At 46.5% G+C, this 25,608-nt stretch carries 25 protein-coding genes, 1 tRNA gene, 1 rRNA gene and 2 riboswitches; of the genes, 9 read left to right on the top strand and 18 right to left on the bottom strand.

Features of this window, described 5'->3' with window-relative positions; translation table 11 throughout:
- The first annotated feature begins 72 nt into the window (after window positions 1-72).
- The 6 genes from GRF59_RS29095 (at window position 73) to GRF59_RS29070 (ending at window position 6,168) form a co-directional block, all read left to right on the top strand.
- A complete protein-coding gene (locus GRF59_RS29095) occupies window positions 73-2,061 on the top strand; it encodes a M1 family metallopeptidase (RefSeq protein WP_160501193.1) in 1,989 nt (662 codons plus the stop codon).
- Window positions 2,062-2,072: 11 nt separating this feature from the next.
- On the top strand, window positions 2,073-2,906 hold the full coding sequence (locus tag GRF59_RS29090) for a hypothetical protein (RefSeq protein ID WP_160501192.1): 834 nt from the start codon (window positions 2,073-2,075) through the stop codon (window positions 2,904-2,906).
- Between the two features lie 371 nt (window positions 2,907-3,277).
- A riboswitch (cyclic di-AMP (ydaO/yuaA leader) is annotated at window positions 3,278-3,417 on the top strand.
- A 5-nt stretch (window positions 3,418-3,422) separates the two neighbouring features.
- Complete coding sequence (locus tag GRF59_RS29085) at window positions 3,423-3,887, top strand: C40 family peptidase (RefSeq protein ID WP_160501191.1); 465 nt, start codon at window positions 3,423-3,425, stop codon at window positions 3,885-3,887.
- Window positions 3,888-4,285: 398 nt separating this feature from the next.
- Window positions 4,286-4,423, top strand: a riboswitch (cyclic di-AMP (ydaO/yuaA leader).
- Window positions 4,424-4,427: 4 nt separating this feature from the next.
- Window positions 4,428-4,919: a C40 family peptidase gene (locus tag GRF59_RS29080; protein WP_160501190.1), complete on the top strand. Its 492-nt coding sequence runs from the start codon at window positions 4,428-4,430 to the stop codon at window positions 4,917-4,919.
- A gap of 241 nt (window positions 4,920-5,160) precedes the next feature.
- Window positions 5,161-5,652, top strand: coding sequence for a GNAT family N-acetyltransferase (locus GRF59_RS29075; protein WP_423802991.1), 492 nt, complete (start codon window positions 5,161-5,163; stop codon window positions 5,650-5,652).
- 156 nt (window positions 5,653-5,808) lie between these two features.
- Window positions 5,809-6,168 (top strand): c-type cytochrome, encoded by a 360-nt coding sequence (locus GRF59_RS29070; protein WP_160501189.1) that lies wholly within the window; start codon window positions 5,809-5,811, stop codon window positions 6,166-6,168.
- Window positions 6,169-6,263: 95 nt separating this feature from the next.
- Here GRF59_RS29070 and GRF59_RS29065 read toward each other — a convergent pair whose 3' ends face one another.
- Both GRF59_RS29065 and GRF59_RS29060 read right to left on the bottom strand, forming a co-directional pair.
- Window positions 6,264-6,569: a 4a-hydroxytetrahydrobiopterin dehydratase gene (locus tag GRF59_RS29065; protein WP_160501188.1), complete on the bottom strand. Its 306-nt coding sequence runs from the start codon at window positions 6,567-6,569 to the stop codon at window positions 6,264-6,266.
- 189 nt (window positions 6,570-6,758) lie between these two features.
- Window positions 6,759-7,052, bottom strand: a complete 294-nt coding sequence (locus GRF59_RS29060) for a hypothetical protein (RefSeq protein ID WP_160501187.1) — start codon at window positions 7,050-7,052, stop codon at window positions 6,759-6,761.
- A gap of 335 nt (window positions 7,053-7,387) precedes the next feature.
- On the opposite strand from GRF59_RS29060, the gene motA reads away from it, so the two are divergent.
- Window positions 7,388-8,188 carry a flagellar motor stator protein MotA gene (motA, locus tag GRF59_RS29055; RefSeq protein ID WP_160501186.1) on the top strand — a complete coding sequence of 267 codons (801 nt, stop codon included), beginning with the start codon at window positions 7,388-7,390 and terminating at the stop codon, window positions 8,186-8,188.
- Window positions 8,172-8,981, top strand: coding sequence for a flagellar motor protein MotB (motB, locus tag GRF59_RS29050; protein WP_160501185.1), 810 nt, complete (start codon window positions 8,172-8,174; stop codon window positions 8,979-8,981). The genes motA and motB overlap by 17 nt, the downstream gene beginning before the upstream one ends.
- Before the next feature lie 91 nt (window positions 8,982-9,072).
- Here the strand turns inward: motB and rluF are convergent, their stop codons facing one another.
- The gene (gene rluF / locus GRF59_RS29045) at window positions 9,073-9,777 is read right to left on the bottom strand and encodes a 23S rRNA pseudouridine(2604) synthase RluF (RefSeq protein WP_160501184.1); all 705 of its coding nucleotides are present in this window, start codon (window positions 9,775-9,777) and stop codon (window positions 9,073-9,075) included.
- A 21-nt stretch (window positions 9,778-9,798) separates the two neighbouring features.
- On the bottom strand, window positions 9,799-12,087 hold the full coding sequence (locus GRF59_RS29040) for an ATP-binding protein (protein WP_160501183.1): 2,289 nt from the start codon (window positions 12,085-12,087) through the stop codon (window positions 9,799-9,801).
- Window positions 12,088-12,462: 375 nt separating this feature from the next.
- Here GRF59_RS29040 and tadA point away from each other — a divergent pair, with 375 nt between their 5' ends.
- Window positions 12,463-12,939, top strand: coding sequence for a tRNA adenosine(34) deaminase TadA (tadA, locus tag GRF59_RS29035; RefSeq protein WP_341480154.1), 477 nt, complete (start codon window positions 12,463-12,465; stop codon window positions 12,937-12,939).
- 80 nt (window positions 12,940-13,019) lie between these two features.
- On the opposite strand, the gene GRF59_RS29030 is transcribed toward tadA, so the two are convergent.
- The 14 genes from GRF59_RS29030 to rrf all read right to left on the bottom strand — a co-directional run.
- Window positions 13,020-14,102 (bottom strand): hypothetical protein, encoded by a 1,083-nt coding sequence (locus GRF59_RS29030; RefSeq protein ID WP_160501182.1) that lies wholly within the window; start codon window positions 14,100-14,102, stop codon window positions 13,020-13,022.
- Window positions 14,103-14,408: 306 nt separating this feature from the next.
- A complete protein-coding gene (locus GRF59_RS29025) occupies window positions 14,409-14,567 on the bottom strand; it encodes a small acid-soluble spore protein P (protein WP_160501181.1) in 159 nt (52 codons plus the stop codon).
- Between the two features lie 24 nt (window positions 14,568-14,591).
- Window positions 14,592-14,768: a hypothetical protein gene (locus GRF59_RS29550; protein WP_202128945.1), complete on the bottom strand. Its 177-nt coding sequence runs from the start codon at window positions 14,766-14,768 to the stop codon at window positions 14,592-14,594.
- Between the two features lie 20 nt (window positions 14,769-14,788).
- Window positions 14,789-15,133, bottom strand: coding sequence for a hypothetical protein (locus GRF59_RS29020; RefSeq protein ID WP_160501180.1), 345 nt, complete (start codon window positions 15,131-15,133; stop codon window positions 14,789-14,791).
- Window positions 15,134-15,224: 91 nt separating this feature from the next.
- Window positions 15,225-16,457 carry an MFS transporter gene (locus GRF59_RS29015; RefSeq protein WP_160501179.1) on the bottom strand — a complete coding sequence of 411 codons (1,233 nt, stop codon included), beginning with the start codon at window positions 16,455-16,457 and terminating at the stop codon, window positions 15,225-15,227.
- 158 nt (window positions 16,458-16,615) lie between these two features.
- On the bottom strand, window positions 16,616-17,089 hold the full coding sequence (locus GRF59_RS29010; RefSeq protein WP_160501178.1) for a MarR family transcriptional regulator: 474 nt from the start codon (window positions 17,087-17,089) through the stop codon (window positions 16,616-16,618).
- Between the two features lie 288 nt (window positions 17,090-17,377).
- Window positions 17,378-17,466, bottom strand: a tRNA-Ser gene (locus tag GRF59_RS29005).
- A 75-nt stretch (window positions 17,467-17,541) separates the two neighbouring features.
- Window positions 17,542-18,828, bottom strand: a complete 1,287-nt coding sequence (serS, locus tag GRF59_RS29000) for a serine--tRNA ligase (protein ID WP_160501177.1) — start codon at window positions 18,826-18,828, stop codon at window positions 17,542-17,544.
- A 239-nt stretch (window positions 18,829-19,067) separates the two neighbouring features.
- Window positions 19,068-19,646 carry a pyridoxal 5'-phosphate synthase glutaminase subunit PdxT gene (pdxT, locus tag GRF59_RS28995; RefSeq protein WP_160501176.1) on the bottom strand — a complete coding sequence of 193 codons (579 nt, stop codon included), beginning with the start codon at window positions 19,644-19,646 and terminating at the stop codon, window positions 19,068-19,070.
- Window positions 19,647-19,662: 16 nt separating this feature from the next.
- On the bottom strand, window positions 19,663-20,544 hold the full coding sequence (pdxS, locus tag GRF59_RS28990) for a pyridoxal 5'-phosphate synthase lyase subunit PdxS (protein ID WP_160501175.1): 882 nt from the start codon (window positions 20,542-20,544) through the stop codon (window positions 19,663-19,665).
- 205 nt (window positions 20,545-20,749) lie between these two features.
- On the bottom strand, window positions 20,750-22,057 hold the full coding sequence (locus tag GRF59_RS28985; RefSeq protein WP_160501217.1) for a D-alanyl-D-alanine carboxypeptidase family protein: 1,308 nt from the start codon (window positions 22,055-22,057) through the stop codon (window positions 20,750-20,752).
- A 231-nt stretch (window positions 22,058-22,288) separates the two neighbouring features.
- Window positions 22,289-23,746: an IMP dehydrogenase gene (gene guaB, locus GRF59_RS28980; protein WP_160501174.1), complete on the bottom strand. Its 1,458-nt coding sequence runs from the start codon at window positions 23,744-23,746 to the stop codon at window positions 22,289-22,291.
- 267 nt (window positions 23,747-24,013) lie between these two features.
- Window positions 24,014-25,330, bottom strand: a complete 1,317-nt coding sequence (locus tag GRF59_RS28975) for a DUF6612 family protein (RefSeq protein WP_160501173.1) — start codon at window positions 25,328-25,330, stop codon at window positions 24,014-24,016.
- Between the two features lie 192 nt (window positions 25,331-25,522).
- Window positions 25,523-25,608 (bottom strand): 5S ribosomal RNA (gene rrf / locus GRF59_RS28970); the annotation flags it as partial.

The raw sequence follows: 25,608 nt of genomic DNA, 5'->3' as shown, positions 1-25,608 counted from the left end.
ATTTTAACTAATAATCACTGGAAAGCCAACATATACATGCTTTAGATGCTTGTCAACGGGAGGTATTCGTATATGGCTCCAGCACGCGCCAAAATCGTCATTTCATCGTTACTTGCCCTCTGTCTTCTGCTTGCGGGAACAGGGTGGCTCATCTTCAGGGATGCACCGGAATCACAGCCCTCCTATGCTCCGGATCAGGCCAAGCCTCCCAAGCTATCCGCACCGATCGTTCAACAGGAAAGCGTACAGAAACCAACGGCCGAGATCCTCAGCAAGCGGGTCGTGGAATACCACATTGATACGACACTGGACCCGGACAACCGTGTCATCAAAGGAACCCAGACGCTAACATGGACCCATCCCGGTAAAAAAACGGTGAACGAGCTCTACTTTCATCTCTATCCCAATGCATTTTCGTCGATGGACTCCACATTTATGAAGGAATCCGGAGGTAAGCTTCGGAACGACTCCATGCCCTCGGACGGTTTCGGTTCCATGACCATTACCGATATGAAAACCGCCGAAGGCCTCTCACTAATGCACCGCATACAGTATGTCCAGCCTGACGACGGCAATGCCAAGGACAAGACCCTTATCAAGGTTCGGCTTCCCAAACCCGTCAAGGGCGGTGAAAGCATTACGCTCAGCATCCAGTTTGAGGTCAAGCTCCCCAAAATATTCGCCCGGATGGGTACCGCTGATGATTTTGTTATGGCCGGACAATGGTTCCCCAAAATCAGCGTTTATGAACCCGCAGGCGTAAGAGGGCGCACAACAGAAGGCTGGAATTTGCATCAATACCATGGAAATTCCGAGTTTTACGCCGACTTTGGCATCTACAGCGTTCGAATTCATGTACCGGACAACTATATCGTCGCAGCGACCGGATTCCCGGTTCAATCCGCCCAGGTGCGCAACAAGGAGAAGATCTACCAATTTTATGCGGATGATGTGCACGACTTTGCCTGGTCAGCTTCACCGAACTTTGTCGTTGCCGAGGAGCCATTTTCCTCAGCCGAGGTTCCTGGGGTGAAGATCAAGCTATATTTAGACCCTGCTCACAAGGATTTAAAGGAGCGATATTTCTTTGCCGCCAAAGCCGCGCTGAAGTACTTCAGCAAATGGTATGGTACCTATCCATACTCTACCTTGTCCATCGTCGTACCACCTGAATCGGGCAACGGTGCAGGTGGAATGGAATATCCAACGCTGGTAACCGCCTTCGGCGCGAAGGATGATTCGCCCGGGTACGATCTGGAGCGAACCGTCATCCATGAGATCGGCCATCAGTACTTCTACGGCATGCTTGCCAGCAATGAATTCGAAGAGGCCTGGTTGGACGAAGGCTTTACCTCCTATGCCGAGGATAAGCTCATGGAGCAGGAATATGGCGTCATTCCGAATTTGCCTGTACAGGCTTCCTTGATCTCTTCCCCGATGTCATTAACGCAGGAAGCGTGGAAATACGGCTCACAGGATCAGTATGCACTCAATGTTTATTACCGTGCCAAGCTGTTGTTGAAGGGAATGGAAGAGCAGGTTGGAACCCAGACGATGAGTAAGATTATGAGCACCTATGCCAAAAAGTACCGGTTCAAACATCCAACCACGACCGATTTTCAAAAGGTAGTCGAGCAAGTTACCCGCAAATCCTGGCAAACATTCTTTGACCAGTATATTTACGGCAATGAGATGGCCGATTTCGCGGTCGACTCGATCTCCGTACGTAAAAAAGACGGTGATGCATCCCCGATCTACGAATCCACAGTCAAAATATCGAAAAAAGGCGGCGATTACCCGGATGTACCTGTTCTGTTTACCTTTACCGACGGACACACCCTAAACAAGGTATGGAACGGATCGGGTGACAACGCCGAATTCAAGCTAGAATACAAAGCGCCCCTAGCCTGGGCGATGGTTGATCCAAAGTATTCGATTGTGATCGAGAATAAACACATTAACAACTATTTAAAAGCGGATATGGATCAAAAGGTTCTGATCCGCTGGAACTTGAGTATCACCAAGCTGATTGAGACTCTGCTTGGAAGTCTGTCCTGGTGAGGTGAGAACCGGTGAAATCCCATATCGCAAGTGGCTGGAAAAGCCTTAAAAATCAATTTTATATCGTCATCATTCTCTTTTTGTACCAGCTCATCTGGGGCTACTTTCTATACCGTCTGGTTCATTCAGCCGTCACGCCGCTGCTGATGCGTTATCCCGATCCTCCCCCCAATGAGCTGAGCCAGCTGCTCTACTATATTGAAGGGAAAATGAGCTTATCCACAAGCGGCGTCGTGCATACCTACATCTGGATCCTTCTGGGCATGTTTGTATTGCGTATGCTGCTCACACCATTCATTCACGCCGGAATATTCTACGGTCTGCACCGGGAACGGGAAGGTGAGATTGGACTATATTTCTTCCAGGGCATGAAACGCCACGGCAAAGTCGTCTTTCTGTTCCATCTGGCGGAGTGGATACTCATTGCAGCACCGGCTTATTGGATCTTGCCCAAGGCTTATGAGACGCTTCTGAACGGAATGCAGCTGACAACGATCGTCATGGATATCCTCCCCTTTGCGGCAGCGTGGCTGTTGTACAGTTACATCATTCATCAGCTCATTCTTTTTATGCAGTTCGGCAAGACCGCAGGTAACAGCCTTTTAGCTCCCTTATGGCATTGTTTCCGAGGTGCGCTGCCCTTACTCGGCATTTCGCTTGTCCTTGGCACAGCATCCCTGCTCCTTTTCAGTCTCTGCACCAGCATTTCTATCATGTGGGCGGGAATCCTGGCTCTTATTCTGCAGCAAGGCTATCACCTGATCAGCTGCGTGATGAGAATATGGGGCATTTCAGCCAAGTTCGATCTTTGGCATCATCAAGCTCATAAACGTGCAGAAGAATAAGGAAAATGTCTATCGATGCTTCCTAGCAAGTCAGACCGCGCTTAGACGGCGTTTTCTTGAGAAATGAGGATCTCTCTAACAAATAATCATCCCGATTGATCCTTCAAAAAATAAAAGTTAATTTTTTGTCATCACTACAACCCCCTGATAGAAGAAAAACCCCACCCTTTCCGTGGAAAAGGGCTGGGGTTTTATTGTTTTAAAGTGCTTGATGTATTTGCCAAAGAGCCGATCCTCTGATACAATAATTCGAGTACGAACTTAGTAACAACTTTGTAATTTTTGCTGTAACTATTCCAATTGTGCTGTAACGAAATTCAACGACAAATACCATTTGATAAGATACTATGCCGCTAATTCCACTTTCAGGTGCTTGATCAAGGCCGAATTCCTTGGCACCAGGAAGCGGGGGAACCACTTTGGGTGAATTGATCTCGTAACAGAGGGATCATAGGGGACTACCTTCTACCGAATCCTTAAGCTAACCTCGCAGGCAACCGGAAGGGGTTTATGTTTTTGAAAAAGAAGTTTGCAGCAGCCGCACTTGGAATCACGCTCATGTTCTCGATGGGAACCAGCGTATTCGCGGATTCATCACTGAATAATGTTGTCCATAAAACGATTGGTGTTACTTATAAAACTGGCGGAACCACGACGAACGGCTTCGATTGCTCCGGGTTTACGCGTTATGTATTTCAAAAGCTGGGTGTTTCCATTCCACGCCAATCCAGCGCACAGTTCAAAACAGGCACTGCAGTCTCCAAAAGCAACCTGAGAGCAGGAGATCTGGTATTCTTCAATACGACTGGCGCAGGCGTTTCCCATGTCGGGATCTACGTCGGAAACGGAAATTTTGCTCATTCATCCTCTTCGAAGGGTGTTACCATCAGCAAGCTTAGCAACAGCTATTTCGCCAACCGCTACATTGGCGCCAAACGAGTCATGAGTACTGCGAAGTACAAAGCAGCCGTTTACAACTAAAAAACTCACCCATAAACATATTGAATAACTACGCCCGCGTTGGAGATTTTTGCCGAAATCCCTCTCGCGGGTTTCTTGTTACTTATTAGACGGTTGAAACGGCTAAAAGGTAACAGTTTTTCATAAAAAAATTTATGAAAATTTTGAACTCCTCATTTCTCCTTACTTTCTTAACTCCTTTATACCCGCCTGTCCAACAAATAAACATCTTTTCCTATAAAATGTTCTATAAAGTTCCTTCTTTATTAAAAAAAACGGATAATTTTCGCCTCTTCTTAATAGAAACAATTGCCAAACGTAAAATCCTTTGTTACAATAGTCCCAGTGAGTTAGTAACAACTTTGTAATCTTTGCTGAACCGTTTGATATTAAGAAACGTTTCCTGATTTATATAGTGTAGAGAATCTATGCCGAATTTCCTCACACTAGGGAAGCGGGGGAACCACTTTGGGTGAATTGATCTTGCTTCAGAGGGATCATAGGGGACCTTCTACCGAATCCTTAAGCTAACCTCGCAGGCACCGGAAGGGGTATATTTGTTTGAAAAAGAAGCTAGCAGCAGCAGTCATGAGTTTTGCCATCGTATTTACCGTTGGAGCCGGAAGCGCATTCGCGGATTCCAAAATGGACAAAGTCATCGATGACGTCATTGGCACGAAGTACAGAACCGGGGGAATCACTACAAACGGTTTTGACTGTTCCGGATTCACCATGTACGTTTTCAAGCATTTGGGCATTAATTTGCCGCATCAATCCGGATCCCAGTTTAGTATGGGCACTTCCGTTTCGCGCAGCGACCTGAGAGCAGGAGACCTGGTATTCTTCAATACTTCCGGCTCCGGCGTTTCCCATGTCGGAATCTATGTCGGCGACGGAAAGTTTGCACATGCCTCTACTTCCCGCGGTGTTGTTGTCAGTTCGCTTAGCGAAAGCTACTACGTCAACCGCTACGTTGGCGCCAAACGAGTCATGAGCACGGACGCATATCAAACCGCCGCCGTTGATTCCGAAGACAATGATGACGTGCAGTAATGCCTTTTGCAACTCCAGGTAGTACGACAGCCCGTACATTGAGATTTTTGCCGAAATCTCATGTATCGGGTTTTTTTGTGGGCATCTATGCTGTATTAAATTACCAGTCCTGCCCTTATTCTTTCTTTACCCTTCCAGATGGGAAATAAACATGTGAAATCCAAAATTGAGGAATAGATTTTCGCAAATGTCGAATCCTACGTAGAAGCGCGCAGTCTTCTCGTGAAAGGAGGCCACGCACTTGAGCTTTTCCAAATATGCCTTCTCCGTTGTTCCCATGAGCCGAGAGCAGGCCAGGATGTGCAGCAGCTGGACATATGTTCCGCCTTATGACCGGATTTACGGCTGGCTTCCGTGGGATCAGATGGAGGCGCTTGGGGTCGAGTTCGGGGATCCTGATATCCGAAGCCAGCAATATATATCCGTCCTGGACGCCGAAGGAAGCCTGAGCGGCTTTGCCCAGCTCTTCCCCATGATCAACGTGGTTCGGCTTGGAATCGGTATGAGGCCTGATTTATGCGGTAATGGAATGGGTAAAAGCTTTGTACAAACCATCGTTCGTGAGGCTAGAATCCGCTATCCCGACCTGCCTGTTGATCTGGAGGTTCAGGATTGGAATGAAAGGGCCATTCGCACATACCTGAAATCAGGCTTTGAAATTACAGATACCTATGAGAAACAAACCCCGGAAGGACTGGGACGCTTTCACTGTATGGTATACGAAGGCGATTGAATTGCGTCAATGACAAATGGTACAAAATTGTGTATTTTTAGTGGCCTTTGCCCTGCTTTCGTTTGCTTTTTTGTCACAAACTATTTGATGTACCGGCTTGTTCCGTTATAATGAAGAAATGAAGAACTGCAGTTTACATAGAAAGGACGAAAACGGATGCAAAAATGGATCTTTAGCGGTGTATTAGTGATCGCATGCGTATTTGCGATTGTGCTCATGTTTACGCTGCCTGGCAAAGAACAAGTGGCTGAACAAGAAAAACCAACCATGCCTGAAGTGACAATGGATGCTACAGCGGCTGAAGCAACAATTAAAGCCCAAAGCTGCATTAGCTGCCACGGCGATCAGCTGCAGGGCGGTGTCGGACCTAACCTGCAAAAAATCGGCTCCCAGCTTTCTGCCGAAGAAATCTATACAATCGTGACTAAAGGTAAAGGCGGCATGCCTTCATTCAAGGACAAACTGAAGAGTGAAGAAATCGCTAACGTAGCCCAGTGGCTCGCGGCCAAAAAATAATGATCTATCTTCCTGTGAGGGAATAAAAAACACGCTTCGAATTCAAGACTCTGTAGTCCTGAACGAAGCGTGTTTTTTGTGTTTTAAAATTACATCTAACGTTTCTCACCCGAGCGCATTTTTTCGAACAATTCGTTAAACTGATGTGCTTCCTTGATGTCGAGGGCGGTAATGCCGCCATCATCCCAAGAGGTTAGCCTCAGAGTCACGTTTTTATAGTCGATCGTGATAAAAGGATGATGATCAAAGGCCTCCGATATGGCCGCAACCTCGTCGACAAATGATATTCCCTTCATGAAGTTTGAAAAAATAAACTTGCGCACAATCCAGCGTCCCTCTTCCAGCTCCCAGCCTTCTAGCTTCGCTAAATGTGCCTCCACCTCTTCGTGAGTATAAACCATATTCTATTTCCTCCCTGAAACCAAACACCCCTTAAGCGTAGCTGTAAAGGATGTGTCTTTACCTGGCTTTCCATAACTTTTCCCATTGTATTCCGTCTGCTGAATAATTATGAATATGGCCGTCCTCAAGGCCAAACACTTGTTATATCTTAACACGCCAGGCATTCAAAAATCCATTCGGCACATGGACTAGATCAGTGGGACTACAGTCAGTTCTTCGTCTCCGATCAGAAGGTTGATCCGGTGCTGCTCCTTGTCGTGCATCACGACACCGCTTCCGACTTCAATGACAGGTTCCGTTCCCAGTCCATAAAAGAGATCCTCCGCCAACGCCTCATGCACTTCCCGCTTCTCTTCGGGACTCAGCTGCTGCCATTCCTCGCCTTCCATTTCAAAAAAAAGATAGCTGTCCGGAATTTGGCCTACGGCAATGGTCAGGTCTTTCAAAATTTCATCATATTCGCGTCCATGTTTTACACCCATGGTATTTCCCTCCGCCTCGTTACATATCGTCTGACTTCAAAAAATAAGTCCCGCTATACCCATGATGAACGTTAACGCCATAGGGACTGTCTTTCTTCTCTTTTATAGTTCGATTTATATAGGGTTGGTGCTTAATAAATTGGCCATTGTAACCAAGCAATAATAGGACCGATGAACCCCCTGGTTTCATTATACCGGAAAAATCCCCTTAAAAAAAAAGAGAATTCTGACGATAAATAATATATTACGTTTTTTGGTGCGACACACCATTTTGCAAGGATGCAAACTTGGTGCACGAAAGGATTCAATTCTATTTCTCATGGATGAGGTGTGCAATGGAAATTTCAACAATTATCGGCCTGGTACTCGGTTTGGTTGCGGTCTTTGTCGGTATGATACTCAAAGGAGCTCCTTTGATATCCCTTTTAACCCCTGCCGCTTATGTTATTATCCTCGGGGGAACGGCCGCTACGCTATTCATTGGTTTTCCAATGTCGGAGATTAAAAAGTTCCCTAAGCTGCTAAAATTGGTATTCGTGAAGCAACATCTGGTGGAGCGCCGTGATTTAATCACCATGTTCATGGAATGGGCCTCCATTACTCGCCGCGAAGGCTTGCTTGCCCTCGAAACCAAGGTTGAGGAAATCGATGACGATTTCTTGCGCAATGGCATGCGGATGATTATTGACGGCAATGATCAGGATTTTGTACGTGATGTATTAATGGAAGATATTGCGGCAACGGAAGAACGTCACCGTGCTGGTGCATTGCTCTTCTCCCAAGCCGGTATGTACGCTCCTTCTCTCGGGGTACTCGGGGCCGTTGTCGGTCTGATTGCCGCCCTGACCAAAATGGAGAACATGGGCGAGCTGGCCCATGCCATTGGTGCAGCCTTTATTGCTACACTCCTTGGTATATTCACTGGCTATGTGTTATGGCACCCAATCTCCAACAAACTCAAACGTTTGTCCAAAAAAGAGATTGAGCTTAAACTCATGATGATTGAAGGACTGCTGTCCATCCAATCCGGTGTCTCCACCATTGCGATCAGCCAAAAGCTTTCCGTATTCCTAACCCCTTCCGAGCGCGCTCAAATGAATGAGAAGGAGGCTGCTGCAGGTGAGCAAAAAGACTAAACATGAGCCTCATGAGGAGCATGCGGATGAATCGTGGCTTTTGCCCTATGCCGACCTTCTGACCTTGCTGCTGGCCTTGTTCATCGTTATGTATGCCATGAGTGCTACGGACAATAAGAAATTCGAGGAAATGAGCCAGGCCTTTAACACAGCGCTCAGCACCGGAAATGGTGTTCTGAATTTCAATTCAGCAATGCCTTCGGACAAGAATATGGACAAAGGCAAGAAAGACAGCGAAGAAAACATCGTGAATAGTGCCGACAAACAAAAACAAAAAAACCAGCTGGCTAAGCAGGAACAGGAAGATCTGGAGAAACTGAAGAAGCAGCTGGACCAATATATTCATAACAACGGATTGACTAACCTGCTCAATACTAAACTGAATCAATCCCAGCTTACTATCACGATTAGTGATAATGCCTTGTTCGCATCCGGCAGTGCTTTGGTGAAACCGGAATCCAAGCAATTGGCGCTCGCGATCAGCAATATGCTCCAACAGTTTCCGACATATAACGTCGTTGTATCCGGGCACACAGATAACATGCCTATTTCGAACAGCGAATATGCTTCTAACTGGGACCTCAGTTCTGACCGGGCACTTCACTTTATGAAGATCCTGCTGCAGAACACCAATCTGGATCCGGTGAAGTTTACTTCAATCGCTAACGGGGAATACCATCCGATTGCTTCAAACGCTACGGAGGCCGGTCGGGCGAAGAACCGCCGAGTGGAAGTATCTATCCTCCGGAAATATACAGATGCAGCAGATCAAACATCGGTCAAAACCAAATAATAACTTTAAAAGCTAAAAGCTGTATTATTCGTTATATACGATAAATACAGCTTTTAATCATTTTGCAGATCATGAATTTGGCCCAGGGCTCCTATTGAAGCTCATAGTTAAGCACGCTGCTGAGTTCACTTTTCTCGGCATCTGTCAGATCACGCCAAACTCCCTTAGGCAGGGAACCCAGCTTGATATTCATAATCCGGATGCGTTGAAGCTTACGTACGCTGTATCCGAATGCACTGCACATCCGCCGGATCTGACGATTCTTTCCTTCGGTCAAAATAATCTTGAATACCCGCTCCGAGACACGTGTGATTGTACAGGGAAGCGTCATTTCTCCCAGAATCTTTACGCCCCCGGCCATTCCCGTCAGGAAGGAAGCCGTAACCGGCTTGTCCACGGTAACGATATATTCCTTTTCATGTTTACCTTCGGCTCGCAATATCTTGTTGACGACGTCTCCGTCACTGGTCAAGAGGATTAAACCTTCAGAATCTTTATCCAGTCTTCCAATCGGAAATATCCGCTCGGAGTGTCCCACAAAATCCACAATATTGCCCTTAATATGCCGCTCGGTCGTACTGGTAATCCCTACGGGCTTATTCAAGGCAATGTAGACATGACTCTGTTTCTTCGCGTTCAGTGGACGCCCGTCCACACGCACATCATCTCCCTCTTCCGCTTGGCTTCCCAGGACAGCCGTTTCGCCGTTAATCGTTACTTTACCGCTCTCTACCCACTTATCGGCTTCACGACGGGAGCAGAACCCGGTCTCGCTAATAAATTTGTTAATCCGCAATGGGTTCTTCCCCCTTAAAATTTATGGTTTCTCTTTATTTTCCGCTGCAGGCAAAATGATGACCACCCGCGTGCCCTCGCCCAGTTTACTCGATATTTCCATCGTTCCCTTATGGCCTTCAATAATACGCTGGCTGATCATGAGTCCCAGACCGGTACCATTCTCTTTGCTCGTAAAAAAAGGCTCACCCAGTTTAGACAACATATCACCGGGGATACCAAGCCCCTGATCAGTAATCGATATGCCGATTCGGTCCTGGCTTGGTCTGAATAAGTGCAAGGTAATGACGCCGCCCGCTTCCATGGCCTCAATCGCATTTTTTATAATATTGATGAAAACCTGCTTCAGCTGGTTCTCTTCGCAGTGTACTTCAAATTTCTCCTGCCCGAATTCGAATCTGAATTCAATGCCGAACAAATGCGCCTGGCTGTCGAGAAGAGAGACCACGTCCTGCAGGATATTCCGAATGCTTTTGACCTGAAACTGAACAGCCTGCGGCTTGGCGAGGATCAAAAACTCACTGACGATCAGGTTAATCCGGTCGAGCTCTGACAGCATAATTTCGTTATGAAGCGGCGACAAGCGGTTATTTTCGCGCTGCAGCTGCAGAAATCCCCGCAGAGTCGTCAGTGGATTCCGTATCTCATGCGCCACACCTGCGGCAAGCTGTCCTACCGTGGTCAGCTTCTCTGAACGCCTAATGAGCTCATCCATCTTATTGCGCTCCGTCATGTCCCGTGAGACGCTGATAAAAGAAATAATATGCCCGTCTTCATCCCTCACAGGAGCCGTACTGATGCTTACTTCTACCAAAGAGCCGTCTCTTCTCAATCGCCGGGTTTCAGTGGGTGGAAGTTGCTCACCTTGACGCAGTGCAGTCAGCTTCTGAAGTTCTTCCTCTTCCAGAAAATCAGGTACGATTTTCATGCGTCTGCCGAGAACCTCATCGCTCTTCCAGCCGTACAGGTTCTCAAAAGCCTTGTTCACCTGTATGACGCGTCCTGACCAATCCACGGTATGAATGGCATCGGCCGTTTGCTGGATGATCGACTCCAAATGGTCTTTGACCGACCGGTTCTCCTCAACAGCCTGCTTCAGCTGATTGGTATACCCACGGAGGCTGGCAGTCATTACGTTGATTTTACTGGATAAAAGCCCGAGCTCATCCCTGCTGTTGATGAGCAGCGGCGTGTCAAAATGTCCTTCCGTTACATCCTTTACCTTAACCAGAATGGATTCAATCGGGCGAATGACGTAACCGGCCATCACATAGCTGCCCAAGATGACAATGACAAGCAGGGTGGCGGAAATCGCAATATAGTTGACCAGTTGCTCATTTAACATTTGGGAGATCGCATGATAGTCCATGACAATGCTGATAATATAGGCAGACTGATCGGGATTAAAGACCGGTATGAAGCTTTTAATCACTTTCTTCCCATGAACCCGGGTTTCAAACACAATATTGGAGCCGGTTTTATTCGCTTGGAGTACGGCTTCTTTGTCCTTCGGCAAATCCCCGTAAGTATAGGTGCCGTATTGAATAGGCCGATTCCGCAATTTTACATTATCACTGTCATACCCGCTAGCCGTCATGCGCTCATTACCAAAGGTCTGTGGATTAATACAGGTAATCTCCAGGATTTGCTGGTTCACTTGTTTCGTTTTATTCAGGACGGCCTCGGGGCCAACCATCTTAGCATAATCGTTAACGGCATCGCTTCTTATAAATGGATCAATCATATAATTTCGTTTGCCATCATAATAATAGCCCCATTTTTCAATATAATCGGGGTTGGATGTCGAGTATTCAAAAGGGCCGGACCAGAACTTATCCATATACATACCTTGGGAGACGGTTACCTGTTGCAGACTGAACAGCTGTTTAAACGCAGTGAACCAGAACCCCCAATCCTTGGTGGACATGCCCAGCTCCTTAGGATCTGACGATCTGATAATGACTACATCGTTCAGGGTCCTCTTCAGAAGGGAAATGTCCGTAACGCCGACTTCCTCGCTCAGCTTTTTGAGTTGATTGTCACTCACATCATGATAGTCTTCAGGCAGTTCCCTCGCCGCCAAAATTGAAGCCATCCTAAGCATCTCGCCGATCTGGTGCTCGACATAATCCGAGCTGTATCGGCTTTGCTCTATGGACGCGGCTATTTGCCTGGCAGCAACGAGCATTTTGGCCTCGCTATCCTTCTTCAGATTTGCCTGAGTGGTGTAGAAGCTGAGAAGAATATACAATAGCAAGATCAGTAGAAGAGAGCCAGACATGATCAGGGTTAGCTTATTTTTAATAGACAAAGGATCACCTCTTGGCAAGGAAAGCTGTGTCGCAAAATGACAATACACCTTTCATCATAACCCCAAACCCTCTCATTTGAAAAGACTGGCCGAAAAACCAAATCGCTTCTTATAACCCGGAAACAACGAAAATAAATCACATAAGATTGATATTCCGCTCATCCTTATCTAAAATAAGAAGGTGATTTATTCACTTTATACACATATCCACATTTTATTAGGACTAATCTGTGGATAAATCTGTGCGTAACCAAATAGTTATCAACAAATATATTCACAGCATGTTAACAACCGAATATTTGTTCGCTGAATAAATCGTTTTCGGAGTAAAGGAGGCTTTAACCCTTGGAAGAACAGCGGAAACACCCTATCGCCGTGGACGAGACTGTGGATAAATCTGTGCATGAACGGTGGATGAGAGAAGCCATGGCTCAGGCCAAACTGGCCGAGGACATTGGCGAGGTCCCCATCGGGGCCATAATCGTAAGGGGAGATGAAGTTATCGGGCGCGGATATAATCTCCGCGAAACCTCGCAGGATGCCACGGCACATGCGGAAATTGTCGCCATAAGAGAGGCCAGCAAGGCCATTGGTGCCTGGCGCTTACTTGATTGCCGCCTTTACGTCACACTTGAACCTTGCCCGATGTGTGCAGGTGCTATCGTACAGTCCCGGATTCCGCAGGTGATTTACGGTACTGGCGATCCCAAAGCAGGATGTGCCGGAACTCTGATGAACCTGCTTCAGGAGCGTCGGTTCAATCATCGTACAGAAGTTATTGACGGGGTATTGCAAGAGGAATGTTCCATCATGCTGACGCAGTTTTTTCGCAAATTGCGACGCAAGTCATAGGAGTATTACCTACACTCCGCCTGAAAAGATAAAGCAGCCTGGCCGGATATTCGCGGCCAGGCTGCTTTTAGTTTTCACGCTTAGTAAGATGCGTTACCCATTTCTTGCTGCAATTGTTCCAGGGTGATGACTTCGGTTTCTTTAGGAATCCCGATTTTGAAAGCCTGCTCACCATTGATCTTGCTGTATTGGTTCGTCAATTCCATGGAAAGCTTCATGTTGTCCTTCGTTTCAGGATCATTCATTTCTACATCCACTACGGCGTCTTGGTAAGAAGGGAAATCCTTCTTGTCGATAGCCGTGTTCACGTTAAACTGATTGATCTTCAAGTAGTTCTTAAGATCATTCAGACCTTTGCTGAGCTCATCCTGATTCGTGGAATTCAGGTCGCTTTTTGCCTTATCGATATCTTCTTTAGTCAGACCAAGCATGTCGCGGTATTCATCTTTAGCGACGATATCGAGAATTTTAGGCATAGCCTTGTTGACGAAAATCTCTGCGGCTTCCTTAACATTCTCGTTGGTTACGTAGAACTGCACCACTTGCTTGGCATCTACACCTTCTGGCAAGTTTGCGTCTTTAACCTTAATGTCTTTGAAGTATTTGTTACCGTCATATTCCCCAAACAATGTATTCATGATTTCGTTGGAAAGCTGTTGTGTTTTTTGAGTATCCAGCGAATCCGGATTGAATGCCGTTCCTTCTTGCTCAGCCAGTTCTTTCAGATCCAGAACAAGATACTTGTTAACCACATTTTCCGGAAGCGGCAGCATCGGAATGCTCGGAATTTTAACATACAGCTTTTCTTTGGTCATCACCATCGGGATATTAAAGCTCATGGACATATCGCCCTTCAGGTTAATCCCCATGGTAAGTTCGGTTTGCATTGGATCTTTTTGATATACCCCATCAACTGTCACTTCTGCGTTTTTAAGCATGCTCATGACTTGCTCGGTAGCCGCCGTATTCTCGGTATCCTGGCTGGTTACCTTCAGATCTTTAATGACCACCTTGCTTTTCATTTCATACGAAGACATTTTCATCGCATTTCCCGTGGCGCTCTTCATTGCGTCTTTCGGTTCCTGCTTGCTTGTGCATCCTGCAAGGACCACTGTCATGGACATGAGCAGTGTAAGAATCAGGATTGCAAACTTCTTGTTCATGAAATACTCTCTCCTCTCGGTTCTCTCTAAGGCAATAAGACACCTATTAATCATAAACGATTTCAAGTCTAACTGAAACAGAATTTTGGAAATTTTATGTGTTCAAATTAAGTAATTTCCTTTTTTTCCTGCTGCGTGAGCTCACATCTCGTTATACGAAGAGGGAAACCTAAGGTTGCAGATATTTGGAAAAAAACATATTATTCGTCGATCCAAAGATATCCCGTTATAGTAATTGGTCATAAAAAAAGCATCTCGGGCAAGTGCCGAAATGCTTTTCGTCATTTTTAATTTGTAGAAAGAGGATTATCCCTCTTTATTTAAATGATCCACATGATTACGATTTTTGACTTTTTTCGAACCGGACAGAGGTTCCTGCATCGCGTGATTATCGTGTTGCCGGTGATGTTGGCGCTGCTCCGCACGCTGAGCCTCAGGTACGGGAATGGCTTTCGGTTTGCTCATCGGTCATTCACCCCATATCAAGATTTAAGAATGCGGATGTGTCAGGTCCGTCGGTTTGTGATGATTACGAGCGTCTTCATGCCGTCGGTCATTTTCATCCTGCTGGATCTGCTGGGCATGGTGACTATTTACGGGTGCTTCATTCAGCTCGTCTATGACGTTGCTCAGGTTCTTATCCAGTCCGTTCTTGGTTTTGGTCATTTCTTTCCCTCATTTCCCTTTTAAGAGTGATGAGTCACATCGTGAAGTGCTTGCGCGCATTCATGAATCTGACGGGAATATCCCTGAGCCATATCCTGGATGACCTCGGTTCGCTCATCCACGGTTCGTCCTTCCCGTTCCACGTCCACCAGATCCACTTTGACCTCACGCGTATCCATATAGGAGCACTGAAAGTCAAAGGAATACATCTGACGGCCAGCTGTATCAATATGGATTCTGAGGGCATTAGGGTTTGCCTCATCTGCAAAGACCTGAGCGGAATCCGACGGATCAAGGTTCTGCGGCAACTGCGACTGCCAGGCATGGACCAACTGATTCTGGTTTAGTTGAAAATCTCGGTTCATTTCATCACACCTCCCCTGCACTTTAATGTGCGGAGAAGCTTGCTTATTTATTCGTCAGACGATTGGTTTCGCTGCTTGTAAAGTAAGCCGTTTACTTATTTGCATGCGTACCCTTATACAAAACCGGTATTGCCGCTGCTATAAGGATCATACCCATAAAAGCCGGCGCGGCATGGCCAAGGGATACATAGATTTGACCTCCAACGACAGGCCCGATTATTCTTGCTAACGCCTGAATAGATTGGCTGCCTCCCTGAGCCCTTCCTTGTTCACTGGAATCGGCAGACTTGGAAAGCATTCCATTGTATGAAGGCCCGAAGATCGAATCACCAAAACCGAATATAAATAGTCCGGCGATCACAAGAGGATAGAATGAGAGCAAAGCAGACAGCGCAATAAGACCGTAGCCCATAATCTCCGAAACCATGCCAAGAATCGCGATCTGTGCATCACTGAGCTTTTTCAAAAGCTTGGGCATGATGAAACCTTGGGAAATGATGTCCTGGACGCCCATGATGGACAACAGAAGTCCGATTAGCGCAGGCGCCCAATTGAAGCTATCTATTGTAAATTGTGAAAAAATCGCCTGCAAAGATCCGCCCGGTATCCAAAGTAAGAACGCCGAGATAAGCAGCCTTTTTAAGTTTTTCATGGAAAGTACGTTTACAAGCTGTATGAAAGGATTCAATCTTACAAAGGTAATCTTTTTCAGTCTATTATTCTTGTCAAGGCTCTCAGACATAAAAAAGAATCCAAAAACAACATTTAATAACGTGATTACGGCTGCAACATACATGGGCACCGAATAACCAAACTTGGCAAGTAATCCACCTATAGTAGGTCCAATGGCAGAGCCTACACCTACAACCGCACTCATCCACCCAAAGTATTTGGTGCGCTGTTCGCTAGGCGTGATGTCTGCGAAATAGGCGAAGAGGGTGCTTATGACACCGCCTGCTATACCTTCTATGATGCGACCGGCAAATAGTACCCATAGAGCTCCTCCTATGCCAAAAACGAAGTACCCGATTGCAGAGCCCAATAGGCATACTAAAAGCAACGGACGACGGCCATATCTGTCGCTCAAAGCTCCAAGTCCAGGGGCCGCAAAAAATACGCAGAATGCATAAACAGAGGTCAACAGCGTAACAACTACAGCTTGATTTCCCGGATTTGTATAAGGCTGTACCAGGAATGGGACGACAGGTGTGATGATGCTGAAGCCTATTCCGCAAAGAAACACAGACATAAGACCGAATATTAGAGCCTTTTTATCTACGGTTTGTTCTGTGTTCCGTTTATGGTGTGATCTGGATTTGAACATTGAATTCTCCCTTCCAGGGTGATAATTTTCCTTCCTCGGAAACAAAATCATTGTATCATATTTTTTCTTCCTTGGAAACAAAAAATAGAGCAGCAAAAAGGCAGCCCGTTGTTCTCAATGGAGTCCGGCTGCCTTGTTTTGATTTTCATTATTCAAATTTATTCCGACTTCATCTCTATACCCTGCTTCTTTATTTCTGCATCCAAGTGCCTGCTATACTTCTCCATGAATTTAAGCATACTGTCAAATTGCTCCTCGGTTACCTGCTCAAATACGGCTTTATCCCGCTCCTGAAACTCTTTGTGCAAGTCCTCATGGATTTGATAAATGGTTTTCCCTTGTTCAGTAAGCCTAAAATAAATTTCTTTCTTGTTATCGGGCTTTTGATAACTTTCGATAATGCCTTTTTTCATCAGCTTCTTGGTAATTTTACTTATGGCGCCGCTAGTCATATAAAGGGACTCCGCAAGTTTTGTCACGTTGGAATCTTCATTCTTTTCAATGGATTCGATGCAATGTACTTCAGAAGGCTTGTAATCCCTTAGACTGGCTTCCATCTTAAACTTATTAAGCCAAGCCATCTTGTTAAATAAGTCCCTGAAATTCATTATGACCAGTTCTTCTTTGTTCATGGCCTATCCTCCCACCCTTTGGCGCATTAACAATATTAAAATCATTTTTTCAAAATGGAATTGGCCTTGTTCCTTAGAACTTTTGGAAACGACTTAAAACTTCTTCCTTATATTCGTAATAATTTTCACATTTCAGACATGGCGGGTTCCCTGTCTTCTCCATACCTCTACCTTACCAAAAACAAAAACAGAGTGGTAGTCCTGCTCCCACCCCGAAAATTGATAAATTCTAAAATGCATAAAAAAAGAAGCCTTCCTTTTCAAGAATGACTTCTGTCGTTGTTATTCTGGCGGAGAGGATGGGATTCGAACCCATGTGGAGTTGCCCCCTAACGGTTTTCAAGACCGCCCCGTTATGACCGCTTCGGTACCTCTCCAGGTGGTAAAAGAATTTTAAATTACATAAAGCGTAACAAAAATATCTTACCACAGATTAATGTGATGATCAAGCATTATTTATTCTTAGGTTGGATAACCGTTACATTCCCCATATAAGGCTGCAATACTTCCGGTACGATTACGCTGCCATCTGCTTGCTGGTAATTCTCCAGAATAGCGGCAACGGTACGGCCGACTGCAAGCGCAGAGCCATTGAGCGTATGCACGAATTCCGGCTTGGCCTTGGGTTCTGGACGGAAACGGATATTCGCGCGGCGCGCTTGGAAGTCCTCTGTATTCGAGCACGAGGAGATCTCACGGTACATACCGCTCTCAGGAAGCCATACCTCAAGGTCATATGTCTTTGCAGCGGAAAAGCCCATATCACCTGTGCTTAGCGACATCACGCGATATGGCAGCTTCAGAAGCTGTAGAACATGCTCCGCATTAGCCGTCATCTTTTCGAGTTCTTCATAAGACGTTTCAGGAGCAACGAGCTTCACAAGCTCGACCTTATTGAATTGATGCTGGCGAATCAAACCACGAGTATCACGTCCAGCCGAACCGGCTTCCGAACGGAAACAAGAGCTGTAGGCCACAAAATGCTTCGGCAGATCCTCTGGCGACAAGATTTCATCGCGGTAGTAGTTGGTTACCGGTACTTCCGCCGTTGGAATCAGATAATAATCCGTGTCTCGGATTTTGAACAAATCCTCTTCAAACTTGGGCAGTTGTCCCGTACCGCGAAGGCTGTCCCCGTTTACGATGTATGGCGGCAGCATTTCCTCATACCCATGCTCACTGCTATGAAGATCCATCATAAAGTTAATCAAGGAACGTTCGAGACGCGCTCCAAGGCCCTTGTAAAAGGTAAACCGCGAGCCTGTAACTTTGGCTGCTGCTTCGAAATCCAAAATATCCAGTCCTTGCGCGATATCCCAGTGTGCCTTAGGTTCGAAATCGAATTTGTTTGGCTCGGCCCAGCGGCGCAACTCTATATTATCCTCTTCGGAAGTCCCTACCGGAACCGATTCATGAGGAATATTCGGAATGGCCATCATCAGCTCGGAAATGGAAGCTTCAAGCTCACGGACTTCCTCGTCCATCGCTTTAATCCGGTCTGAAACTTCGCGCATTTCTAGGATCAGCTCTTCGGCATCTTCCTTATTCTTTTTGCGTTTGGCTACTTCTCCCGATACGGTATTCCGGCGGTTTTTCAGTGCTTCACTTTCCTGCAGCAGTTCTCTGCGACGCGTATCAAGCTCAGGAAAACCTGCAATCAAATCCAGCGATTTATTCCGGTTTTTGAGTGCTTGTTCGACCTTGGCATAGTCGCTCCGCAATATCTTTACATCCAGCATTGGACAATTCCTCCTAAAAGTCTTACGTGTATCCTTAACATCTTTTCCGTTTACTAATCTCTTCAAAAAAAGAACCCCGACCCTGTGGAGACGTTCAGCCTGCTCACCGTCGCATACCCGGACAAGCAAGCCGATTCAATCGTCATCCCTATCTAAAGCTTACCCTATTGGGGGCTCCAGATATCATAAAAAGGAGTCAAGGTGTCAGTCATGTTATATATCGGTACGTGGGCAGTTATTTATGACGCATGACTGGATTTAACCATATCCACAAAATACTGATGGAGACGGTAATCATCGGTCAGTTCCGGATGGAACGAAGATGCCAGTAAATGCCCTTGCCTTGCCGCAACGATCTCGCCATTGTAAGAGGACAATACATCCACCTGCTCTCCTACACTGCTGATTAAAGGTGCACGAATAAATACAGCACGAATCGGCTCATCTATGCCCTTTATATCCAGATCAGTCTCGAAGCTCTCACGCTGGCGTCCAAACGCGTTACGCGCCACAGTCATGTCCATTAGCGCGAGGTGAGACTCCTCCTGGCCCTCTATCGTTTTGGCAAGCACAATCAGACCTGCACAGGTTCCAAAAACAGGCTTGCCTTCCGCCGCAAACTGACGGATGGCATCCATAAAATCATATTTACGCATCAGTTTGCCGATCGTCGTGCTTTCACCGCCAGGAATGATCAGGCCTTGAATATCCTGCAGTTCTTCCCTTTTCTTGATAGCGACACCTTCGGCTCCTGCCAACTCAATACTGCGTATATGCTCTGCTACAGCACCCTGAAGTGCCAAAACCCCGATCTTCATATATCTGCCTTCTCTCTTACCAGCCGCGATCCGACATCCGTTCAGACGGACTTAGCTTCGAGATCTCAATGCCCTTCATTGGAGCACCCAGATTCTTCGAAACTTCAGCAATCAGCTTGTAGTCTTGGTAGTGAGTTGTGGCTTCCACAATCGCACGGGCAAATTTCTCCGGATTGTCCGATTTGAAGATACCAGAGCCAACAAATACTCCGTCTGCGCCCAAATGCATCATAAGTGCTGCGTCAGCCGGTGTAGCAACGCCGCCTGCTGCAAAGTTTACAACCGGAAGCTTGCCGTTTTCATGAACATCAACAAGAAGGTCGTAGGAAACACCCAGGTTCTTTGCTTCGGCATAAAGCTCGTCCTTCGACATGCTTTGCACCTTGCGGATTTGGCTGTTAATATAACGCATATGCCGAACTGCTTCAACGATATTGCCCGTTCCCGGTTCACCTTTTGTACGGATCATCGACGCGCCCTCACCGATGCGGCGCAGTGCTTCACCCAGATCCTTGGCTCCGCATACGAACGGTACAGTGAAATCCCATTTATCGATATGGAACACTTCATCAGCCGGAGTCAGAACTTCGCTCTCGTCGAGATAGTCAACGCCAAGGGATTCCAGTACTTTTGCTTCTACAAAGTGGCCAATGCGGGCCTTCGCCATAACCGGAATGGATACGACCTTCATGACTTCCTCAACGATCGTTGGATCAGCCATACGAGCTACGCCGCCTGCTGCACGAATATCGGATGGTACACGTTCCAAAGCCATTACCGCTGTCGCGCCAGCAGCTTCAGCAATCTTAGCTTGCTCAGCATTCATGACGTCCATGATGACGCCGCCTTTTTGCATTTCTGCCATACCTCTTTTGACTCTCGAAGTTCCTGTTTCCATGTCTACGCCTCCCGAAATGTATATCATGTCAGCTTTTTCGCCTCTGTTAAAAGGGGAATACAGCTCCACATTCAAACTATGCACCCAAAATCAATATGAAGAAAACCATCTAAGCGGTTTTTCACAGAAATTAATCCGCTTTGCAGCGGTTCATTGCTTAAACTCAGGAGAGCGGCTCACCTTTGGCTTCAGGATTACCGCCAATTTAGAATAGGTTCTTGATTCCCTCGAACAGATCACTGAACATTTCTCCGATGGCACGGAAGAACAAGCGGAACCAGCCGCCTTTTTCCACTTCCTCAGAAGTAACCAGATTAACTGTTTTGGTCTGGGCCTTATCGATCCCGTCGGCTTTGTAAGTATAGGTAATCGTACCCACCTTGGTACCTTTTTTGATCGGTGCTACAAGGCCGTCCGCTGATTCCAGCTTCGTTGTGAACTTTACACTTTTGGCTTCTGCGCCTTTAGGTACGATAAAGCTGACATCCCCGTCCGTCACGACGCCGACGCTCGTTCCTACGCCTTTTTTGACCGGAACGGAATCCAGGCCTTCCACTTTGGATTTGCCAGCAACTGCCTGTTTGACTTCAAAGTTATCGAAGCCGTAATCGAGAAGCTTTTTAGTTTCCGTAAATCGGTGCGCTTCAGAGTCCGCTCCCATTACAACGCCGATCAGGCGCTCGCCATTACGGACTGCCGTAGACGTGAAGCAATTGCCCGCGTTTTGCGTGTGCCCTGTCTTCAAGCCATCTAGGCCCGGGTAGGCATAAGCCTTGAAGTTCGGAATACTCTTATTGGACTCCAGCATCCAGTTATAGTTGATGATTGGTGCTTTGTCCCGTTCGCGGAATTTATACGATTGAATCGAAGTATATTTGGCATAATCCGGATGGTCGGTGACGATATGCTTGCCCAGAATGGCCGCATCCATCGCCGACATGACGTCTTCTTTATCCGTATCCGGACGGAAATCTTCCGGCATGTCAGCTTTATCCAGACCTGTCGCGTTAATAAAATAAGCAGTCTTCATACCCATCTCTTGAGCAGTCTTGTTCATCAGCTTGACGAATTCCTGCTCGGTTCCCGACACCTTTTCGGCTAACGCAACCGTTGCATCGTTTGCGGAGCCCACAGCCATCGCTATGTACAGTTCCTCTACGGTATGTACGTCCCCTTCAGCCAGGAAAATGCGCGAGCCGATCGTTTCTTCGGAGTTTCTGCCGACGGTGACCTTATCCGTCCATTTCAGCTTCCCCTGTTTGACCTGTTCGGCAACAATGTACTCCGTCATCATTTTGGTCATGCTTGCCGGAGGCAGAGGCTCGTCCGCATTCATGGCATACAGAACTTGACCCGTTGTCGGCTCAATCAATACCGCAGACTTCAGATTCAATTCAGGCTTTTGAATGCTGCTTGCCGTGCTAGTCGCGTTAGTGGTTGCAGCAGTGCTTGCCGGAGCAGCGAATACCATGGCAGCCGGCAGAGCGGAAAGACATAGCATATTCAATAGCATAACCGAGGCTACGCTCTTTTTAACGAGATGACGTTTGTGTTTTTGTTGTCCCGCCTTCCGGCTTGGACGTTTCCAATGCTTACTCAATGAATGTTTAACTCCCCTCTTGCCTTACTCTAATTCTTACTTGTTCTATTCTATCACAGGGAATTAATCAAAAAAAGACAGACAGGACGAAATTCGACCTGTCTGTACAAGAAGATGTTGGTTTTGTGCAAACCCACTTCTGGTTTATACGGAATAGTTTGGAGCTTCTTTGGTAATTTGCACGTCATGCGGATGACTCTCGCGCAAGCCAGCGCCTGTAATACGGACAAATTGAGTATCTTCACGAAGCTCTTCCAAAGATTTCGTTCCGCAGTATCCCATGCCTGAACGAAGTCCGCCGATCAATTGGTGAATGGTATCTGCCAGAGGACCTTTATAAGCAACGCGACCCTCGATGCCTTCCGGTACGAGCTTCTTGTCATCGTCTTGGAAGTAGCGGTCTTTACTGCCCTCCTTCATCGCTGACATGGAGCCCATGCCGCGATATACCTTGTAACGGCGTCCCTGATAAATTTCCGATTCCCCAGGGCTTTCCTCCGTGCCGGCAAACATGCTTCCAAGCATTACAGCATGCCCGCCCGCAGCCAGAGCCTTGGTAATTTCACCAGAGTATTTGATACCGCCGTCCGCGATCAATGGAATGCCGTACTCACGTGCAACCTTGGCGCAATCATAAATCGCTGTAATCTGTGGTACGCCGATACCGGCAATAACGCGGGTTGTACAAATGGAACCAGGACCGATCCCAACCTTCACCACGGAAGCGCCAGCTTCAATCAAATCACGGGTCGCTTCACCCGTTGCAACGTTGCCCGCAATGATGGTCAGTTCCGGATACAAGTTGCGCAGATTACGAACCGCATCCAGGATGTTAATATGATGTCCATGCGCGGAATCGACAACGATCACGTCCACGCCAGCTTTCACCAATGCTTCGGCACGGTCGAAACCGTCCTTGGAGATACCGATAGCTGCTCCAACGAGCAGGCGCCCTTGAGCATCCTTTGCCGCATTCGGGAACTGGATCGCTTTTTCAATATCCTTAATGGTGATAAGACCCTTCAGCACGTTGTTATCATCGACCAAAGGAAGTTTTTCGATCTTATGCTTTTGAAGAAGAACTTCAGCTTCCTCGAGCGTGGTGCCCACCGGAGCGGTTACCAGATTTTCGTGAGTCATGACTTCTTTGATCTGAATGCTGTAGTCATGTACAAAGCGCAGGTCACGGTTCGTCAGGATCCCAACCAGCTTATGCTGCTCGTCCACAATCGGAACGCCGGAAATGCGGAATTTGGCCATGACTTGCTCAGCATCGGAAACAAGGTGGTCAGGTGTTAAGGAGAAAGGATTCGTAATAACGCCGCTTTCCGAACGTTTTACACGATCTACTTCTTCAGCCTGCTGCTCCACCGACATATTTTTGTGAATGATTCCGATACCGCCTTCTCTTGCAATAGCAATCGCCATCGCAGACTCGGTAACGGTATCCATACCGGCACTGATGAGTGGAATGTTGAGCTTCACATGTTTGCTTAATCTTGTGGACACGTCCACTTCCTTCGGCAGCACCTCAGACTTGCGCGGCACCAGCAATACATCGTCAAAAGTAAATCCCTCTTTACTGAATTTGTCTTCCCACACCTCGGAACTTCCCCCTCATTTGTCATGTATTGTATTCGTCAAAACCCTTATACTACAAGGCTTGAAAATCATTTTCTGAAAATATATTATTGCCATCTTAGCAAAGGCGCTGCGAGGCTGTCAAGGAATAGAGGCTGGTAAAACTAACAGAACATGTACTTGTCCCATGCTTGCATATACGTGTCCACTGGTACAAGACAATTCCGCAAAAAAAGACATCCCTTGGTGGGATGTCCATTTTTCGTAAACTTCATGCATTTCCTATGATTAATTCCCTGTTTGAGACTGAGCCGCAGACATTTGAGCAATATACTCCTCCATCGTTTGAGCCTTTTTCGCTTCATCCGGCAATTTGATTGTCTGTGCTTCGTTATACTTGCTGTAGCCCATATTCATGGTCATATCCATGGCAATTTCCGGAGATTGTCCGGTTGCCGGCACGGAATAAGACATATTCATATCCGCTTTATAGATACGGTGAGTCCCTTCATCGATCCAATAGGTGATGTTGGCTGCTACGCCCATGTTCTCGACTGCCGCTTTGCCTTCACTTGGCAGTGTACTCATCATATCGCCCATCCCGGTTAGGCTTTGCGTATCGTTCATAAGTCCCTTCAGTGAAGGAATCTTGCCGTATAAAGCAACTTTGGCAAATGCTTTGCCATCAACGGTTTCCTTGCCCAGATCACGATATATGAAATATTTCTGATTTAAGCTGCTGAGTTGAGTCGCATTTTCTTTCTGCAATTTCATGAGTTCATTGAATGCCGGCATGCCCTTGGACATGTTAATCCATTGTTTTTTGCCGGTCACCATATCCGGACTTTGCGTAAAGGTTCCTTCAGGTACGATATAGGTTACAGTATCCACGTCCCCTGACCCCAAAAAGTCTTTCATTGTCATCGTTTGCATCATGCCTTGCTTGTCATCAAGCTTAACCAGGCCTTCGGCGTCCATTTTCAGGGACATTTCGTTCGGATTCGAACGGCTTTCGTCGAGAACAGACTTATTTAAGTTATTATCATTGAGCTGACTGCTGCTATTAATAGTCATGTTAAGATGCAAGCCCAGTTGGGATTCGTATGAGTGGACATCGCCCATTTCCTTTTGCACGGCATCCATCAAAGCAATCGCAGTCGCATCATTACTAAGTACTTTCGCCAGAGAGGCTGTGACTTCCGTAGCATTTAGAACCTTTTGGGACTGCCAATCGATTCCGATTTCAGATTGTAAGCGTTTGATACTTTCATCATCTTTAAATCCCAAAACACGTCCAAGAACAATGGATGCATCTTTGCCGGTAATCGGTTCATCTGTTCTTATACTTCCATCCGGGAATCCTTTCAGCACTTTGCGTTCTAACATAGCGCTTACGGCATCCTTATAAGGCGAATCGGCCAAAACATCTTTTGGAAGCTCCACAGATGAAGCTGCAGTTATATTTAAATCAGTAGTAACCAATTTCAAAAAATCGCCGCGAGTGATTCCTGCTGAAGGTTCCGCCGCATAAACGGGTAGAGCAATTCCCATCGCCAAAACACCAGTCAAAAGCGCTGATGTCAGCTTTTTCTTGCTTTGTTTCATATGTACTTACCCCTCTCTCGTAAACTATCAGGAATAATGGTTCGATGTAAAATGAAATAAAGAAATGAACTAAAAACAAATTCCATTCTTATTTCATTAAATACATATGTTATAAGTATAACATGATTTTCCAGCTAAAACTCCAAACAACACAAAAAAACCACCGTTGAATTGCATCAACAGTGGTTCTTCGCTTGGCAGCATCCTACTCTCCCAGGACCCTTCGGTCCAAGTACCATCGGCGCTGGAGGGCTTAACGGTCGTGTTCGGGATGGGTA

The organism is Paenibacillus dendrobii (genome assembly GCF_009807035.1).
Lineage (GTDB): Bacteria > Bacillota > Bacilli > Paenibacillales > Paenibacillaceae > Paenibacillus_AQ > Paenibacillus_AQ dendrobii.
The sequence above is the reverse complement of the archived record's forward strand: the minus strand, read 5'-3'. Positions and strand labels throughout refer to the sequence as shown.

Excerpts from the sequence above, each read along its gene's own strand:
- GRF59_RS29030 (WP_160501182.1), bottom strand. The coding sequence starts at position 14,102 with ATGAACAAGAAGTTTGCAATCCTGATTCTTACACTGCTCATGTCCATG.
- serS (WP_160501177.1), bottom strand. The coding sequence starts at position 18,828 with ATGCTGGATGTAAAGATATTGCGGAGCGACTATGCCAAGGTCGAACAA.
- GRF59_RS29070 (WP_160501189.1), top strand. The coding sequence starts at position 5,809 with ATGCAAAAATGGATCTTTAGCGGTGTATTAGTGATCGCATGCGTATTT.
- GRF59_RS29065 (WP_160501188.1), bottom strand. The coding sequence starts at position 6,569 with ATGGTTTATACTCACGAAGAGGTGGAGGCACATTTAGCGAAGCTAGAA.
- motA (WP_160501186.1), top strand. The coding sequence starts at position 7,388 with ATGGAAATTTCAACAATTATCGGCCTGGTACTCGGTTTGGTTGCGGTC.
- GRF59_RS29060 (WP_160501187.1), bottom strand. The coding sequence starts at position 7,052 with ATGGGTGTAAAACATGGACGCGAATATGATGAAATTTTGAAAGACCTG.
- GRF59_RS29015 (WP_160501179.1), bottom strand. The coding sequence starts at position 16,457 with ATGTTCAAATCCAGATCACACCATAAACGGAACACAGAACAAACCGTA.
- GRF59_RS29010 (WP_160501178.1), bottom strand. The coding sequence starts at position 17,089 with ATGAACAAAGAAGAACTGGTCATAATGAATTTCAGGGACTTATTTAAC.
- GRF59_RS28975 (WP_160501173.1), bottom strand. The coding sequence starts at position 25,330 with ATGAAACAAAGCAAGAAAAAGCTGACATCAGCGCTTTTGACTGGTGTT.
- GRF59_RS29020 (WP_160501180.1), bottom strand. The coding sequence starts at position 15,133 with ATGAACCGAGATTTTCAACTAAACCAGAATCAGTTGGTCCATGCCTGG.
- pdxS (WP_160501175.1), bottom strand. The coding sequence starts at position 20,544 with ATGGAAACAGGAACTTCGAGAGTCAAAAGAGGTATGGCAGAAATGCAA.
- pdxT (WP_160501176.1), bottom strand. The coding sequence starts at position 19,646 with ATGAAGATCGGGGTTTTGGCACTTCAGGGTGCTGTAGCAGAGCATATA.
- GRF59_RS29550 (WP_202128945.1), bottom strand. The coding sequence starts at position 14,768 with ATGACCAAAACCAAGAACGGACTGGATAAGAACCTGAGCAACGTCATA.
- GRF59_RS28985 (WP_160501217.1), bottom strand. The coding sequence starts at position 22,057 with ATGCTATTGAATATGCTATGTCTTTCCGCTCTGCCGGCTGCCATGGTA.
- GRF59_RS29095 (WP_160501193.1), top strand. The coding sequence starts at position 73 with ATGGCTCCAGCACGCGCCAAAATCGTCATTTCATCGTTACTTGCCCTC.
- GRF59_RS29025 (WP_160501181.1), bottom strand. The coding sequence starts at position 14,567 with ATGAGCAAACCGAAAGCCATTCCCGTACCTGAGGCTCAGCGTGCGGAG.